The sequence below is a fragment of the Flavobacterium sp. ENC genome (assembly GCF_020991415.1).
Taxonomy (GTDB): Bacteria; Bacteroidota; Bacteroidia; order Flavobacteriales; family Flavobacteriaceae; genus Flavobacterium.
This window is the reverse complement of the sequence record NZ_JAJMOY010000003.1, coordinates 562,095-578,391: the sequence shown is the minus strand read 5'-3', so window position 1 is coordinate 578,391 and position 16,297 is coordinate 562,095. Positions and strand designations below refer to the sequence as shown.

At 38.5% G+C, this 16,297-nt stretch carries 13 protein-coding genes; 5 read left to right on the top strand and 8 right to left on the bottom strand.

From position 1 onward, the window contains the following. Positions 1 to 72: 72 nt before the first annotated feature. The gene (locus tag LPB89_RS11315) at positions 73 to 903 is read right to left on the bottom strand and encodes a M57 family metalloprotease (RefSeq protein WP_230701894.1); all 831 of its coding nucleotides are present in this window, start codon (positions 901 to 903) and stop codon (positions 73 to 75) included. Between the two features lie 564 nt (positions 904 to 1,467). On the opposite strand from LPB89_RS11315, the gene LPB89_RS11310 reads away from it, so the two are divergent. Next, a complete protein-coding gene (locus tag LPB89_RS11310) occupies positions 1,468 to 4,182 on the top strand; it encodes a S8 family serine peptidase (RefSeq protein WP_230701892.1) in 2,715 nt (904 codons plus the stop codon). A 203-nt stretch (positions 4,183 to 4,385) separates the two neighbouring features. Here LPB89_RS11310 and LPB89_RS11305 read toward each other — a convergent pair whose 3' ends face one another. The 7 genes from LPB89_RS11305 to pnuC are packed head-to-tail and all read right to left on the bottom strand — an operon-like array spanning position 4,386 to position 12,195. Then, on the bottom strand, positions 4,386 to 5,741 hold the full coding sequence (locus LPB89_RS11305) for an AMP-binding protein (protein WP_230701890.1): 1,356 nt from the start codon (positions 5,739 to 5,741) through the stop codon (positions 4,386 to 4,388). Next, positions 5,728 to 6,309 (bottom strand): hypothetical protein, encoded by a 582-nt coding sequence (locus tag LPB89_RS11300; protein ID WP_230701888.1) that lies wholly within the window; start codon positions 6,307 to 6,309, stop codon positions 5,728 to 5,730. The genes LPB89_RS11305 and LPB89_RS11300 overlap by 14 nt, the downstream gene beginning before the upstream one ends. Continuing rightward, positions 6,302 to 8,065, bottom strand: a complete 1,764-nt coding sequence (locus tag LPB89_RS11295; protein ID WP_230701887.1) for a hypothetical protein — start codon at positions 8,063 to 8,065, stop codon at positions 6,302 to 6,304. The genes LPB89_RS11300 and LPB89_RS11295 overlap by 8 nt, the downstream gene beginning before the upstream one ends. Continuing rightward, positions 8,058 to 9,029: a hypothetical protein gene (locus LPB89_RS11290; RefSeq protein WP_230701885.1), complete on the bottom strand. Its 972-nt coding sequence runs from the start codon at positions 9,027 to 9,029 to the stop codon at positions 8,058 to 8,060. The genes LPB89_RS11295 and LPB89_RS11290 overlap by 8 nt, the downstream gene beginning before the upstream one ends. Further along, the gene (locus LPB89_RS11285; RefSeq protein WP_230701883.1) at positions 9,017 to 10,609 is read right to left on the bottom strand and encodes an AAA family ATPase; all 1,593 of its coding nucleotides are present in this window, start codon (positions 10,607 to 10,609) and stop codon (positions 9,017 to 9,019) included. The genes LPB89_RS11290 and LPB89_RS11285 overlap by 13 nt, the downstream gene beginning before the upstream one ends. A 25-nt stretch (positions 10,610 to 10,634) precedes the next feature. Further along, entirely contained in the window at positions 10,635 to 11,633 is a 999-nt protein-coding gene (locus LPB89_RS11280; protein WP_230701881.1) for an AAA family ATPase, read from the bottom strand. Further along, entirely contained in the window at positions 11,617 to 12,195 is a 579-nt protein-coding gene (gene pnuC / locus LPB89_RS11275) for a nicotinamide riboside transporter PnuC (RefSeq protein WP_230701880.1), read from the bottom strand. Before pnuC ends, LPB89_RS11280 begins: the two co-directional genes overlap by 17 nt. Before the next feature lie 314 nt (positions 12,196 to 12,509). Here pnuC and LPB89_RS11270 point away from each other — a divergent pair, with 314 nt between their 5' ends. The 4 genes from LPB89_RS11270 to LPB89_RS11255 all read left to right on the top strand — a co-directional run bounded on the left by LPB89_RS11270 (position 12,510) and on the right by LPB89_RS11255 (position 16,289). Then, a complete protein-coding gene (locus LPB89_RS11270; RefSeq protein WP_230701879.1) occupies positions 12,510 to 12,887 on the top strand; it encodes a nuclear transport factor 2 family protein in 378 nt (125 codons plus the stop codon). Between the two features lie 251 nt (positions 12,888 to 13,138). Further along, complete coding sequence (locus LPB89_RS11265; protein WP_230701877.1) at positions 13,139 to 14,746, top strand: class I SAM-dependent methyltransferase; 1,608 nt, start codon at positions 13,139 to 13,141, stop codon at positions 14,744 to 14,746. Positions 14,747 to 14,973: 227 nt separating this feature from the next. Beyond that, complete coding sequence (locus LPB89_RS11260; protein WP_230701876.1) at positions 14,974 to 15,732, top strand: SDR family oxidoreductase; 759 nt, start codon at positions 14,974 to 14,976, stop codon at positions 15,730 to 15,732. Positions 15,733 to 15,803: 71 nt separating this feature from the next. Next, positions 15,804 to 16,289, top strand: a complete 486-nt coding sequence (locus LPB89_RS11255) for a hypothetical protein (protein WP_230701874.1) — start codon at positions 15,804 to 15,806, stop codon at positions 16,287 to 16,289. The last annotated feature ends 8 nt before the right edge of the window (positions 16,290 to 16,297 follow it).

The following is a 16,297-nucleotide window of genomic DNA, read 5'->3' as shown; positions in this document are numbered from 1 at the left end:
TAAAATAGAGGCTGCTTCACAAATTGTGAAACAGCCTCTTAATATTTTGTAAAGAGTGCTCTAATTCAACTTCTAATATAGATAATTCAGGGCTGTAATATCATTAGCATTGAAAGCTCCCGTTTCGCTTGAACTGAAACATGCTCTCATATATGAAGTTGCATCATATCCTGAAGGTGTTCCAGGGATTTGGATTGCTCCAACGCCAGCTGTTCCTTCGTTTGAATTTTGCCCACAGCTTTGACGGCTAAACCAGTCAGTATGACGTAAACCGATACAGTGACCGATTTCGTGCGCCGATACGTGTGCATTTACACCCGTAGAATAAGAATCTAATCCGGAATATAAGGTAACTGAATTATAAGGTGCCCCTCCTGAAGGGAAACCAGCTACTCCTCCGGCAGATCCGGTTTGTCTTCTTACCACAATATTTGCACCTGAAGTACTTGAACTAAAGGTCAGGGTAAAGTTAATAGACAATCCCAGATTGTTATATCTGTTTATTGCTGCCTGCAATCCGGCACGCATATTTGTTGTCAGAGCTGTTGTACCAGTCCCTGATAATCCAACAACTTTGATCGTTCTTGGTGCAGATACTAAATTAGTAGTACGGTATTGTTCTGTGGTAATACCTCCGTGAAGATCCATTTTGTTTAATTGATCTTGTGTGATGATAATATCACCCTCAACTAAGAAAGCATCTTCAATACTACCATCTAATTTAGTGTGTTTAATCACCTGAACGTCGGAGTTATTTAGTGATAATGAACTAATTTTATTTAACACTTCTGGTGTTACTTTAAGAGATTCCTGACCGGATTGAGTTGTTTCCTCTTCTTTGTTACAGGAAAATAGTGTCAGCGCTATAAAAGACAAGGCTAAAATTGATTTAATTTTTTTCATAATAGGTTTTTGTGGGTTGTTAAATTAAGTTTCTAAAAGGGGTTTCTTTACAAAATATTGTAATATTTGTCATCAAATTTATATAATTTTTAATCTTAAAATACTTATAAAAACAAAATTTAACAAATTTAACAATTTTTGTTATATTTTTTCAATCCCTTTTTTTAATAATAATTATCTGATTATTAGTGCAAGCCCACTAAAATCAATAATTGAATACAAATCAGCTTGTTAGGCAAAATAAATTCTGTTTCCATATTTTTTTTATTTCACAGGTGTTAAAAAATGATTTTGCAATTGGAGATATGCCGGGAAATAAAAACTGCCGATAAAATAATATTCCCCTTACAGATATCAAATCTGTTCCGTGAAAGAAAAAATCATAAAATTATTACAAATAATTTAATAACTTTGGCTTATCTGCAATGATAAAGATTTAAAAAAGAAATCATTACCCATAATTTTCATCTTTGCCTTATTTAAATTAAAAAGTCCAAAGACGTGTAACAATCAATGTGGAAGCGGTGACAGCTATCTTTATAATTGCCCTAACAGCTACAGTAAATGAAGAAACAAATTACTTTCCTCCTTTTTATGATAACAACAATCAGTCTCTCACAGAGCACTGAAAAATGGAAACAGTATCTAAAAAAAGAAGGCGAAAGAAAATTTGAGAAATATTATTTTACCTCTCTGGAAAATGCACATGAAAACAAATACAAAATTGTTAAAAAACTGGACAGCGCTTTTTGCATTGTTGAAAATGAAAATTTAAAATCTCCCAAAACTTTAAAAAAAGTTCTCCCGGTCAACAACCTGTGGAAATTACCCTCCAATTTTTCAAATCATAAGGAAGAAAAGCAGTATATAATAGCAACTGACAGTATCAAGGCATTACTTACTGATCTGCAATCCATCAACATTTCTGATATCAAAATATTGGATAGCCAGCTGGTAATGATAAAAAGTGATTCCAAAAAAATTATCGACGCCATTATAGTTTTGAACAGCGTAGCTTCGATTTCGCAGGAATCCTTGCAGCCACAAGCGGAATCTAAAATAACAGATCAAAATTTTACGGTTAATTCTATAAATAAAGTCCATATTAATTTTCCTCTTTTAACAGGCGAAAATCAAACTGTCGCGATCAAAGATGATCTTTTCGATGTAAATGATATTGATCTTTTAAACAAGCTTATTCCTTCCACAATACAATCCGATGTGGTATCGACACATGCAACGGCTATGGCGACTATAGTTTCCGGACTGGGAAATAGCTCTGCATTAGGAAAAGGTGTCGCTCAAAAGGCTAAGATACAATCGTCGGACTTTTTGAAAATCTATCCCGATGAAATGTCAACTTTACAGGATGCTGTCACTCAAAATCATTCCTACGGCACCGTGATTGAGAATTTCTACGGTTCGCTTGCTAATGCTTATGACGCACAATTATTCTCAAATGCTGCTTTGACACATTGTTTTTCATCGGGCAATAGCGGACTTCAGGGTTATAAATCGATCACGGGCAATTTCAAGCAAACCAAAAATAGTATCGTGCTGGGTTGCATTGACCAAAATGAAGTAATTATGCCTTTTTCATCCAAAGGTCCGGCCTATGACGGCCGTATAAAACCCGAGTTAGTAGCCTTTAGCACACAGGGAACTTCAAATTCTACCGCAGTAGCTACAGGGATTATTACACTGATGAAACAACATTATAAAACTATAAACAATAACGCCCTGACGAATGCGATGACCAAAGCTATTTTAATCAATAGTGCCAAGGATTTAGGAAACACAGGCCCGGATTTTACCTATGGTTATGGCAATATAAATGCTGATAAAAGCTTAAAAACAATCAGCGAAAATAGAATTATATCCGGCAATGTGACATCCGGCCAGACAAATTCACATATCATTGTCATTCCCGCAAAGGCAAAAAACTTAAAAATTACAGTAGTCTGGAACGATTTGCCTGCTGAAATCAACAGTAATATCAGTTTGGTAAATGATTTAGACCTGGAAGTTATTTCGGCGGACAATACCACTTTTTTGCCGTGGATCCTTAATCCTGAGATGCCCGACCAACCGGCTGTAAGAGGAAAAGATAAAATTAATACGATCGAGCAGGTGACTGTTGAAACCCCCTCAGCCGGATCTTACGGCATCAATGTCAGTGGTTTCTACGTGTCAAATACGGCGCAGGAGTACAGTATTGCCTACGAATACGAATTAGAAAATCAATTTGAATGGAATTATCCGGTTGCCAATGATAATTTTCCCTACGATGGCAAGACTGTTTCCCCTTTCAAATGGAATTCTTCGTTTTCCGGCAGCAATGGACAATTGTCTATTAGTTACAATGATGGACAGACCTGGGAAATCATAGCAACTGGTATAAATCCCGGTCTTGAACAATTTAGCTATACCCCGCCGGAACAAAAATTTTCAAAAGCAAAATTAAAAATGACCATTGGCAATACCGATTATATCTCTGACAGCTTTACGATATCTTATGATTTAAATATTACCACGAGCTTAGTTTGTGATGGTACCACTGAAATTAACTGGGACAAACCTGCCGCTGTTGACGCATTTAATATTTATCAGCTACAAGGAGATCATTTAGCATTTAAGGAACAAACAACAAACACAAATTATACGTACACTGATGGAAAAACTTACACCGTTACTCCAGTATTTGAAAATAGCGAAGGAATAAAAAGTGAGTCCACATTACAGTATGCCCAAAACTCAAATTGTTATTTCGAACTGGCTCTGGCAGAACTTTATGAGGAAAATAAAATAAAGATTAGTGCCGGCCTTTTCAGTTTGTACAATATCAAAAGAATTGAGCTGGTCAAAATAATTAATAATATTGAAACTGTTGTCGGCACAATAGATGACATCAATTCTAAAACACTCTCTTTTATAGATACTGCGCCCCTAAAAGGCAGTAATAAATATAAAATAAATATAATTTTAGACAACAATAATGTGATCAGTTCCCTACTTCTTGATACGAATTATTTGGACAATGATTTGTTTTTTGTCCACCCTACACTATTGCGCAAAAATGAAGAATTAAATATTGAAGCCAAAAAAGAGGGAAGTGCTACTTTCTATCTGTACTCGGTTAGCGGACAAAATACGATTACTTCCCCGCTACTTTCCAAAACGAGCAACATCAGTCTGAAAAATACGGCCTCCGGAATTTATATCTATAAAATAATTACATCCTCAGGCGAAGTGCAAACAGGAAAAATTGCTGTTTTTTAAGCTACTTGTTTGATGTTTTTTTTAACCGCGAAGTACGCAAGGTAAAAGCGCAAAGTTCGCAAAAGTTTTATTAACAAAGCTGTGCGAACTTTTCGGTTAACCGTCAAAGTAATTCAAAAGTTAAAACGCCACGATTTAAATTTAGAATAGGTAATTGGAATTTGGAATTTTAAGCCTGGAATTTTGAGCTTAGAATTTGGAATTTATAAAATTGAAAAATCTGAAGAATACTGCGACTTATCTATGCTATTATTTTGAGATATTTTTTGAATCTCTGCCACAATATCAATATCATTTTTGAAGATACTATTCAAGACTTCAATAATTTCCTCTGAAGTAACATCATTAGAATATCCTGTGAACTGAATGCGCTTATCTTTTTCCTGATGCATTTTAAAACCTGCCAAAGACAATTTCGACAACCGGTTCGAAATATCAATAGTATTGATTTTCACCTCTGATTTTGTAAAAAACACAACCGGATTCCGGGCTTCTAAATCAACCAGATACGGAACGCCATTTTCAATTTTCAGACTGCAGAAATCACCTGTTCTGTAGCGTATTAGGGGCAGAAAGGGATTGATGCCTCCGGTAACCACCAATTCTCCCCGTTCACCATACGGAAGCTGCACATCCTCATGTTCATCAAAAATTTCCAGATACAAATCCGGGCGAATAACTTTATGTCCGTATTCGGAAGCATACCCTATATTTCTGCATTCCGTTAGCGAATACAGATCTATAACGGGGCATTTAAAATATGCCTCTAATTTGCCTTTTGTGCCTTTCGTTAACTTCATAGCTGAAGACAGCAGTGCTTTTGGAGTCAGTTTGGGTTTTAGATCCAGTAACGCCATAAAAGCGATCGGATCACCGGTCAGAATTTGCGGATTGTATTTCTCCAGATATTTTTTAGCATCATCCGGATGGTTCCATTCTGACGGATTGAGATTTATTTTTAAAATCCCTGCCCCCTCCAAATAGGCGGATAAAGACGCATAGGTCAATGTTTTTTCCTGGGCGCAGATCAAAGCTATTGCCGTGGTATCTTTATTTTTGGTGATCGAAATATCAAAATCTTTCAAAACCGACTCAATTTGCGGCAGCCAGCTGGCCTGGGAAACCGCGTCAAAAAGCACATCTAATTTCGGACCTGTAGATCCCGAAGTATAATACACCAACAGCTCCTTTAAATCTGCCTCGTTAGACACAAATAAATAAGGGTACTTTCTGATATCTTCTCTGGAAATAGTGGAAAAAGAATCGAAGTCACGGCCTTTATTCTGGTAAAAAGGAACTGTTTGAAGACACCATTTCAAGTAGCCCGTAAGCCAGATTGGAATTTCTCCTTCGTTCCAGAATACTTTTTCATTATAATATTGGGCTTTATAGGTATTCACTTTTGAAAGCCGTACAGCATCTAATCGGTCACCACTTTTAAAATTAAATTTTGGGGCGTATGCATCCTGTTTAAGTGCATCTAAAAAACTTAAATCCTCCAGAAGCGGAAAACGCTCCGCGTCTGTTAACGCTATCTGCGGATCACTACTCGCGTCCATACGTATTTGCCGCTTCACGCGCTTTTTTTTCTGCCATTTCTCTTTTAATATTCATTATCCTTTCATGTGCTTCGTAGGATTCTTTTAAAACTTTATGACGATCTACACTGCTCAAAGACGATAATTTATCGGCTGCTTCGTCCTTAGTTTCTCCGTCAGGTATAATTTCGCAGCAATATAATAACAGCCTGACCATCTCTTCCGCACGCTCATCATCAGAAATCCATTCGTTATATTTCACATATTCGGAAGCATGCAACAATTCTTCAAACCAAAAAGAATATAATTTATTTTCAATAGATGGGCAATTTATAAAATCCGGATGGGACAGCAACCATGCAGAAATGTGAATGGCACGCCAATGGTTATCTTCAATAGCTTTAAAATTAAAACCTGCGGGTATATCAAATTCATTTTTCAAAAAATCATTGCTTACCATTCTGTACGTATCGTAAATCAAAGCTATTGAATTTAATCCCTCCTTCATAAAAAAGTCAGAAGGCTGTACATAAGCATCCGGGCATTTTCGTAAATAGGTGAACAGCTCAAAAACATCATATTTAGGCATAGGCATAATTTTGTTGTGAAAATTCAAATGCAAACTTTAAAAGTTCTGCTTCGTTCGTAACATAGTACACATTCCAGCCCATATTTTTTAGACGGATCACTAAATCTTTATTATAATCAGCCGGAGAATGCAACACCATAGTACCGTGACAACCGGCATTTTTCAATGCTAATTCGGCGAGCTCCCAATGGGTCTGTTCTGTTTGCGTATCAGAATTCAACATACTGAATATATCATTGTCGGTTACAATTACAATGTGCGATTTTTTAGTTGGTTTTTCTTCAAATGGTTTTCGCAGGCGCTCAATTCCATAGGCATAACCGGTACCTAAATAAGAAGTTAAGGTGGTTAAGAGATCTGTTTCGTCTGTAATGAAACCGTCTGTTTCCAAATAATCGCCGGGCTCTCCCGAAAGACATCCCATCACAGACGCCCCGGCACGCAAAGCAGATAGTCCCAAAACCGTGGCTGCAAGGACCGGCCATGAAAAATTTTGTTTCGGATTCACCATCGATCCCGAGCAATCGATACCAATATAGAGGTTTAACGGATTTTCCGAAATAACAGTATCAGAATCCGAACCGTATGTTCTCTTTTGAGTGGTTAATCCGGGAATAAGTGCGGGTGATGCAATTGCAGATTGCAGCCAGTCTACTTCTTCTATGGGATCGCCAATATCCCAGGTTTCCAGTCCTTCCGGTAAATCCATGGACAAATTCTCGGAGCTTTCTACAGGGAAGTCAATTAAATGCGGCAATGCAATTTCTTTATAATAGGCATTGACCAAACGCTGTTCGTCTGCATTTGCGTTGACCTGTTTCATTAAATCAATATAACTTCCCGGTCCCATATAGCCATTCCGTGGGCCTTCTCCGCCAAATTTGTTTTTATCTATCCCTAAACTTTTCTTTTTCTTTTTATCTGCCTCACTTTCTTTTAGGCTAATAGCTTCCTTGCGCATATCAATGACCTCATCGTAACCTTCTAAATCAATTTCGGTCATACCGGAGATATCCATCGCTCCCTTCCCTGCATCTTCTGCATCCAATAATACCAATATCTTTTTACGTGCGTCCTGAAAGGTTTTGTCCTCCATTAAATACGGATAAACCATCACGGCAAACCGACCACCACCTTGAATCCAGTTCTTGGCGTAACTTCTGACCAAAGATGCCAGCAATGAAGCATCAGCATCTATTTTTTTACTGTGAAAGGATAAATTTGTTGCTAATGCTCCACGGTTTAAACGCCACAAATATTCATACGTACGCATCATCAGCGTCCAAAATTCAGAAAAATTATCCTCTGAATTAATTGCCTGATAGACTTCCGACATTCTTAATTGATTGATGCGTTGTAATTTGTCATTTATTAAAAAATCAGCATACAGATTAGACACCATCGGCGCCCTGTCCTCAATGCCCGGCAGCGCAAAACGAATCCGGTTCAGTAAAATGGCATTGTCGTATAAATTTGCAGGCGTAAAAATATGATGCCCAATTTCGTGTGCCAGTACCTCTATCGCATAATCGGTAATATTGCGTTCGACAATTTCTTCCAAATTAATCACAATGCGGTGATCTGTTAACCGAATCATGGCAAAACTGCCCGTAAGTCCCTCTTTTCCGGCCTCCTCATGTGACAAACACCAGATCGGTTCCTGTAAACGCAACAGCGGATTCCATTCCAGCTTTGCCTGCTGCCAATGGGATTTCCACAATGCCAATGTTGCTGCTATTTCGGATTGATTATGCATTTCCAAGACTGAATAAGTATAAAAAATAGGAGTTCTCTAAGGTAAAAACTAAAGTGTCTTCTGTTACCACAACGGATGAAATATTTTGTGCATCAATTTTATCGTTGTCTTTTCCAATCCATTTTGTCAGGGATTCCAATCGTTTCGAATTCGATAAAATGGAGTTTGCGGCAACGGTATGGGCAGGTAGTAAGACCTTTCCAAACTGGTCGGCAAAAAGTGCATAACTGCTTTTTGAATCGGTTACAAATATATTTCCTTCTATCTGCGCCAATTTTGGCGGATGTTCAAAGAAACCTGCTGCCCCTTTAAAACCGCCATGTACGCCCTCAAATTTTGTAATATTCCCTTGCCATGGATTTTCAAAAAACTGGTTTGTGTTTTTATGTAAATCTAAAGTATCGACGATAGTTTGCTGCAGGTTTTCAGAAAGTGCTGCAAAATCTGCCTTTAAACGATTCCTTAAATGCGCCAGGCCACAATGCCATGCATAAATACGCCCGGTACTTTTAAAATCCTCTATGGTTTTAATCGCTGCAGCACTCTTCGCGATCAGGCTGCACCAGTATATTATTTTTTCCGGTGCATACTGGTGCAGGTTTAAAAGAACATCATTCAGCAATGAAATAATCTTCATTGGAAATTTCACTACTAATCCGGGCATTAGAACCAGTAACAGCCAGGACGCTTTAAATTCATCTTTATAGCGGATGGCCTGCCCGCTTCCAATTAATTTCAATGATTCGAGATACAGCGCTTTCACTATTTCCTGAATTTTTTCCGGGGCTACATCCAGCGCCACAGCGGCTTCTACGATAGGCTCCACCACTTCTGCCATCCAACCGGCAATGGTTTGTCCATCCAGGCTGCCATACTTTATTTCACTCTCATTGTACCATTGATTGTACAGGGCGCTATTGTTGCTTAATGCCGTAATAAGTTGCGGAAGGCTTATTTTTTCCATTGCAGCCATCTTTTGTAATTGGTATAACGCTGGTGCAGGTATTTTAACTTTAAGATATCATCTGCCCTGTATCCGTAAAGTTTTTTCTCTTCCGACCATTTCTGCAATTGCTTTTCAATATTTAAAAGCCTGCTGTCAATTTCTTTTGAAGAGATATTTTCGAGTCCTTTTTTAAATTCTTCCTCAAAGCTGTCCACCGGATCATTTCTGTCCAGATCCTGACTCACATATTCATCACAGGATAAATCGAACAGGTTTCGCAGCCATACAATTCTGTCTACTCTGTACACCTCATGACCGGCCTGGTCAAAAAATGGCGATTCTAAATGTGGTGTTAAGCTATCGTGCAAAACGAATGGCAAAACTTGCCTGATATCTTCTAATTCTACTTTTTTATTGCCTCTAAAATAAGCCAGTGCCTTGGAAAACATCAATAAGGTCATGATTTTCCTAACCGATAAACCATTCTTTGCCTGCGAACCTAAATCTTTAATCGGGTCTTTTCCGGTTTCTTTTCTAAAAAGAGAACGCATGTCGATACCCGACAATTTTGCGGTGTCTTTCGTCATATATTCCAGTCGGTTGGACGCAGGTTCAAAAAATTCAAACTGGCGACAAAAAAACTCGATGCGTTTACGCAATTCGGGCTCTATGTGTATTCCTCTAATCTGTTTATTCACCGTATTCAGCTCTTCTTCCGTGAAAATAATCTCTTCCGGAATTATAGCTTCGGGTTTAAAATTGAGTTCAATACGCTGCAACAAATCGTCCACAAAACGCGTATTAAAATGCATCGCCCGAATGACAATATCGATCCTGTCTTTTAAGGCCTCAATTACCTGATAGGTTCCTCCTCCGGCATCATCGTTGGCCGTCAGGTACCAGGCACCTTCCGGGCATTCATAAATCTGATCGAAGATTTCAGCGTAATTATCGGCCAGTACGGTTAATAAAGCAGACTGGGTCCTTGTGGGAATCCGATTGTATTCATCAATGATTTTTACCCGCATGCCCAGCCATTTTCGCCAGGCAATCCTGATATCGGAAGTTTTCTCGGCCTTGACCATATCGGAAGGTAACGGATGTCCCAGTAAATCTGAAATCGTCATTTGGGGCTGCCCATGCTGAATAGCGCGCATGACATCTTTTTTATCATAACCCGCCAACAAACCCATCAGCACCGAAGTGGCTGTTTTTCCACGACCGGGTCCGCCAACAATAAGGCACTTCCCCCTTGCTGCCAGGTTCAGTAATGGCATTAAGACAAAACTGGAATAACTCTGGTCGGTAGGCAGATACACCGGTACTTTACTGTCTCCAAATAAAAACTTTTTAGGATCCCCGTCATTGAATTCTATATCATAATACGGACTGATGATGGCCGTATTCGTGATCCAGAAATAGGCCTGACGCAATTTTTCATCGAGTGTAATGGAATCACTTCCTTCATTTTGAGGGCTGTCGCCTGAATATAAATCTTCTATCTGAAATTTTTTATTCGTACTGACATCCTGGGGATTCGTAGGGGATTCCGGAACTTTTTTGAAAAATCCCATCGTTTTATTTATTAAATCAGACATGGTTCTATTTTTTTTTCTAAGTTACTTAAAATTTACGGTTTTCTGCTGCAGACAATACTTTTGAGACTTGTTCAATTCTCTCGGCAACGGTACCTTTAAGCATATAATATTTTAAATTTCTGGCATCTAAATCTTCAATTATTTTTTGCTGGAATGTTTTTCTCTTCACATCGCCGGACCTGTCCCAGGTATCATCATAAGGGATATCCGTGTCACATACGAAAATAATGTCATGTCGCTTTTCAGCTGTTTTTGCTAAATTTTCCAGTGCTGACAGGGCAGTTCCGTGATAATCCAGCGAAAACAGATAAGTCGTGATGGCATTGGTATCTGAAAACAAAAACCGATTGGCCTGTAAAACAAGAGCATCTTCTCTTTCAATGTGAATCTCGGCTATTTTTAAAAGGTCTTCTAAAGTTAGTCTTTTATTTACCTGATTCTGTTCCCAGTATTCCCTTCCGTATTCGGGCATCCATTGCGTGTCAAAATGAGCGGCCAGCTGCTCTGCCAAAGTAGTTTTACCCGTTGACGGGGCACCAAGCAATACCACTTTCGTAATCAAATCACGATACACTTTGGGATGTATAAATTCTTTATGTCCGAATGAATCCTTCCTGATTTTTGTAGCGGAGACGGGAATGATATTCCGACTCACATCTACCTGCCGGTTAATGGCATTCAAAGCGATACTCATATGCTCACCGTAAGGCTCACTGGAATAAAAATGGGAGATGGTACGATTTCCCAATAACCCCAAGACATAATCTTCCTGAATTTTCATAATCTCAGGCGTATACCCCGTATCGTTAGGTGAATTTACGCCTTCAATAACTGTGATTTCCGGGTATATTTCCCGTATCCAGCCGGCTCTGGTGGCGAGAGGGATATTGATGACAGGATCATCGTAAATGAGTACCAGCAATTCATCCACCTCATCAATGGCCGTTTCTATTAGTAACTGATGCCCTTTATGAAAAGGGGCAAACTTGCCGAGTGTTAATCCAACTTTATGACTGTTCTCCATATGTAAATTCTTTTTGACAGGCTTTTTTCCATTCGAAATAACCAATTATGGCCATGATCAAAAAAAGCACGTACAAAGCTGTGGTAAAATATAAATCTTTGTACCAGTATATGACGATGGCGACTACATCTACAATAATCCAGAATAGCCAGGATTGCAATACTTTTTTGATCATCAGATATTGGGCAACGAGACTTGCCACAGTTATAAAAGCATCTTCATAAGGATACGATGCATCTGTTTTGGTGTGCATCATATAGCCCAGACCCATGGTTGTCAGAACCGTTAAGCCAATCCAGAACGGAGTATTTGTCACCTCCGTTACCCGCAGTTCTTTTTTATTGGTTCCTCCATATTTCCAGCTGTACCAGCCGAATACCTGCAGAAATATATAAATAATATGCAAAATCATATCTGAATATAATTTGGCTGTAAAGAAAACAAAACAATATAACGTTACCTGAAGTAAACCAAAATACCAGCACCAGATGTTTTGCCTGATCGTAAAATAAACGGACATGAAGCCGAAAAACGCACCCAATAATTCTAAAGTTGTATCCATAATATGGGTATAAATATATAATAATGAATTAAACTTTTATAATGGATCAGCGAATAACTTTTGACGAATTAGCAGTATTTGCGGTTGGAAGTATTTAAATCCGATACTTTTACTTCAGCAATCAAAACGGTTCAGGCGAATAATCTAGCAACCCAATTATACTCATGGTTTGCATAAAACTTTAAAAACCTAAAAATCAGAGCCGTATAAAATAAAAAACAGGCTTAAATTACACTAAACTTATGTTAAAAACAGCGCTATTTTTTAATATTAATTTGAACTTTGTGTTTCTGTTAAACTAAAAAAAGAGGATTATGAAAACGCAAATTGTTGAACTGGAAAAAAAATACTGGCAGGGAATGGAAGATCACAACTATGAAACCGTAAAAAACCTTACCCGTTTTCCTTGTATTGTTGCCGGTAAAAATGGTGTACATAGTGTCGATGAGGCCAGTTTTAAAAAGATGTTTGAGTCGGGCGATGGCGATAAAATAAAAATTTTGAATTTTTCGGATATCGAAACCCAGGTCATTGGTGAGAATAGCGCCGTAATAGCCTATTTGATAGAATTAGGAATTGAAGGCGATAAACAAAAAGCTCCTATGAAGTGTGCCTGCACTTCTACCTGGATTAAGGAAGGTGAGAAATGGACTTGTGTCCTTCATACCGAAACCGAATTATCGAAGCAATAGACTGCAAACGGGTAAAGTTTTAAGTTTTAAGTTTCAGGTTTCAGGTTTTAAGTTTTAAGTTTTAATGTTAACCGCAAAGTTCGCAAAGCTAAATAATGACTTTGCGAACTTTGCGCGTTTACCCCTTGCGCACTTTGCGTTTAAATACAGTATAGCTGCAAAAAGGCCAACGTTATAGTACATCCTCTACAACCAATAGATGCGGGATCAAATAAAATCACTAATTTTAATACCAAATTTTATTCTTTACTATGACCCAGACAGCACAACTTCGAAGTTCCATTTTCAGACATCTCGATGGCTTAGCTGTTGCCCCGGTAGCAGTAGCACTACATAAAAATAAAATTTTGGATTTTATCCTGGACAAAAAGCAGGTACAATTAGCGCAGCTTACCACTGTTTTCAAAGCAAATGAAGGGTATCTGAATGTTGCTTTGCGTGTTTTGGCTTCCCAGGGCTTTTTAGATTATGAAGTCGATAACCACACACAGGAAATTACGATCGCGGTAAATGAAAAGACAGAAATCGCATTTTCGATCTTTCATCTCTATGAAGATGTGGTCGATTTACTTCAATTTTCTACCCAGTTTCATCCCCGTCTCTTTGATGATGTGCCGTTTGAAAAACTCAACCTTATTTTTGAAAAATATAAGAAAAATTACGGAATTGAATTTTCCGGTGATAGCCTGACAAACAGCATTCAGAACCAGATTTTAAAACATATAGAAGGTTATCTGATTGGCCCTACAATAGTACGTCTGGCAAAAAACGGAATGTTTCACAAGTATTTCATGGAGACTTCTTTCAAACCGGAAGAGTTTCATAAATCGCCTGAAAACTTTAAAAAAATATTAGACTTTTTTGTACATCTCGGATGGTTTCTCGAAAAAAACGGCAATTATCAATTTACCGATATGGGGTTGTTTTTCGCCAAAAGAGCCAGTGCCTATGGCGTTACCGTTTCTTATCTGCCAACATTTGCCAAAATTGAAGAATTAATTTTTGGCGATCCGGCGATCTTAAGAATGGTTGGCGATGGCGAAAACGAAATTCATGTTGACCGTGAAATGAATGTTTGGGGAAGCGGAGGCGCTCACGACACTTATTTTAAGGTGGTGGATGAAATTATCATTACACTTTTTAACCTGCCCATTGAAGAACAGCCCAAAGGAATCCTGGATATGGGTTGTGGGAATGGCGCTTTCTTACAGCACATCTTTGAAGTGATCGACAGACAGACCTTAAGAGGAAAAATGCTCGATGACTATCCGTTGTTTCTGGTTGGGGCAGATTACAATCAGGCAGCCCTTAAGGTAACCCGGGCAAATCTTATTAAGGCCGATATTTGGGCAAAGGTAATCTGGGGCGATATCGGACGGCCTGATTTGCTTTCAAATGACCTGAGTGAAAATTACAATATTGACCTGAAAGACCTGCTGAATGTGAGGACCTTTCTGGATCACAACCGAATCTGGAAAGATCCCGTGCTTACAGACAAAAACAGGATCAGTAAATCTACCGGCGCATTTGCCTACAGGGGAAAAAGAATCAGTAACAATCTGGTAGAAGATAATCTCCTGGAACATTTACAAAAATGGTCGCCCTATGTCCGTAAGTTTGGTTTGCTTCTTATTGAATTGCATACTATAAATCCAAAACTTGCCGCCAGTAATATGGGAAAAACCCCGGCAACAGCCTATGATGCCACCCATGGTTTTTCGGACCAGTATATAGTAGAGATAGATGTCTTTAACAGTGTTGCTGCGGAAGCGGGATTGTTTTCCGACAAGTCCATTTTCAAGCGATTTCCGGAAGCAGATATAGCCACGGTGAGCATCAATTTATTAAAAGGAGAATGAAATCAACAATATTCTTCAACGAGACATTGTGTTCCCTTTTGCAGGAAATAATCTTATAAGATTTGCTTACTATTATATAAAAGAAAATAAAATGTATTGCTGAAATTTGAATCATCAGTTACACCAACAGGAAATTGTATAAGCTGAGGCTTATTGAATATTTCCTGTCGCTTTTTGAACATGGTTATAAAAGCTGCTGATAAAAAAAATCCTGTAATACACCATATATGAAACAATTAACAGATTACTTTGGACAAAATATAAAGGGAAAAAGAATTGTAATCACGGGCGGTACCACCGGTATCGGAAAAGCAACTGCTGACGTGTTAGTGGCGCTGGGCGGACAGGTTTTAATTTTCGGAAGAGATCCCGGGGATTTTGAAACTGCCATCAATGATATTAAAAAACAGTTCCCCGAAGCATTACTTTATGGCACTCCTGCCGATGTAACCAAAAAGGAAGACATTGACAAAATTATGAAAATTGTCGATGATGAAATGGGCGGTATCGATATCCTGATCAACAATGCAGCATTGCCTGCACCGGGCGTCACCAAATGCAGCTATGAAGATTTTAAATATATCGTAGATGCCAATGTCATGGGCTATATCGCCTTTTGTCAGGAAGCGGCATCGAGAATGTCAGCTCAGAAATCGGGACACATCATCAACATCGGATCGATGAGCGCGGAAAGCCGTGAGGGTAAAAGCACGGTTTATGTGGCTACCAAATCCGCTGTGCGTGGTTTCACTACCTCACTGAGAAAAGAACTTAATCCTATGGGAATCAAAGTTTCGCTAATTGAACCCGGCGCAGTCACCAGTGACATGCAGCCCGGCACAAAAGAAGAACAGCACGAGAAAATAGAAAAACTGGAAATGCTGGAGGCCGAAGACATTGCCATGAGTATCGTTTTCTGCCTGTCGCAGCCCAAAAGATGCGATATTGTAACGATGCAGATACGACCACACCTGCAGTTAATATAAAAAGAGTTCCCTGAACCATTATCTAACAAAAACATCAAAACTAAGTTTGATGTCTCACTAAAAATACTATTATGAAAAATTTTTTAATACTTACGATATCCATTTTCTTTTTTTCCTGTCAGCAAAAGGAAAATAAAAATACCGTGGTTGCGGCATCCGATTCAATTCCTGTAACGGAACACAAAGAAGATGAGACACAAAAAGAAGAAGAAAACAAGCAGACAGGAGATACAATCTTCATGAATTTCAGGAATGAAAAAGGTCTTTTTATCGCTGAGGGAGTCTTAGATTCCATTCATCCAAAAGTTTTCGTGAAATTTAAAAATGAAGAATCCGGCGAGTTGAAAGGAACGATTGTGCCCACTCCGGGAAAAGGAAACATCCGATTCAACCAAATTATTTTTCCCGACAACTCCTCAGACGGACCGTTTGGAATGGATTTAAAAATTCCACTCACACAAAAAGGAAACCATGTTTTAGTAATCGGGCATTCGCTAATGGCTGACAGTCCCTATTGGGGTAAATTCGAAGTGCAGCTGGAGAATACAAAAAAATAATTTATTCG

Coding starts and splice junctions, on each gene's coding strand:
- LPB89_RS11315 (WP_230701894.1), bottom strand. CDS start 903: ATGAAAAAAATTAAATCAATTTTAGCCTTGTCTTTTATAGCGCTGACA.
- LPB89_RS11255 (WP_230701874.1), top strand. CDS start 15,804: ATGAAAAATTTTTTAATACTTACGATATCCATTTTCTTTTTTTCCTGT.
- LPB89_RS11270 (WP_230701879.1), top strand. CDS start 12,510: ATGAAAACGCAAATTGTTGAACTGGAAAAAAAATACTGGCAGGGAATG.
- LPB89_RS11290 (WP_230701885.1), bottom strand. CDS start 9,029: ATGGAAAAAATAAGCCTTCCGCAACTTATTACGGCATTAAGCAACAAT.
- LPB89_RS11310 (WP_230701892.1), top strand. CDS start 1,468: ATGAAGAAACAAATTACTTTCCTCCTTTTTATGATAACAACAATCAGT.
- LPB89_RS11300 (WP_230701888.1), bottom strand. CDS start 6,309: ATGCCTAAATATGATGTTTTTGAGCTGTTCACCTATTTACGAAAATGC.
- LPB89_RS11260 (WP_230701876.1), top strand. CDS start 14,974: ATGAAACAATTAACAGATTACTTTGGACAAAATATAAAGGGAAAAAGA.
- LPB89_RS11265 (WP_230701877.1), top strand. CDS start 13,139: ATGACCCAGACAGCACAACTTCGAAGTTCCATTTTCAGACATCTCGAT.
- LPB89_RS11305 (WP_230701890.1), bottom strand. CDS start 5,741: ATGGACGCGAGTAGTGATCCGCAGATAGCGTTAACAGACGCGGAGCGT.
- LPB89_RS11280 (WP_230701881.1), bottom strand. CDS start 11,633: ATGGAGAACAGTCATAAAGTTGGATTAACACTCGGCAAGTTTGCCCCT.
- pnuC (WP_230701880.1), bottom strand. CDS start 12,195: ATGGATACAACTTTAGAATTATTGGGTGCGTTTTTCGGCTTCATGTCC.
- LPB89_RS11295 (WP_230701887.1), bottom strand. CDS start 8,065: ATGCATAATCAATCCGAAATAGCAGCAACATTGGCATTGTGGAAATCC.
- LPB89_RS11285 (WP_230701883.1), bottom strand. CDS start 10,609: ATGTCTGATTTAATAAATAAAACGATGGGATTTTTCAAAAAAGTTCCG.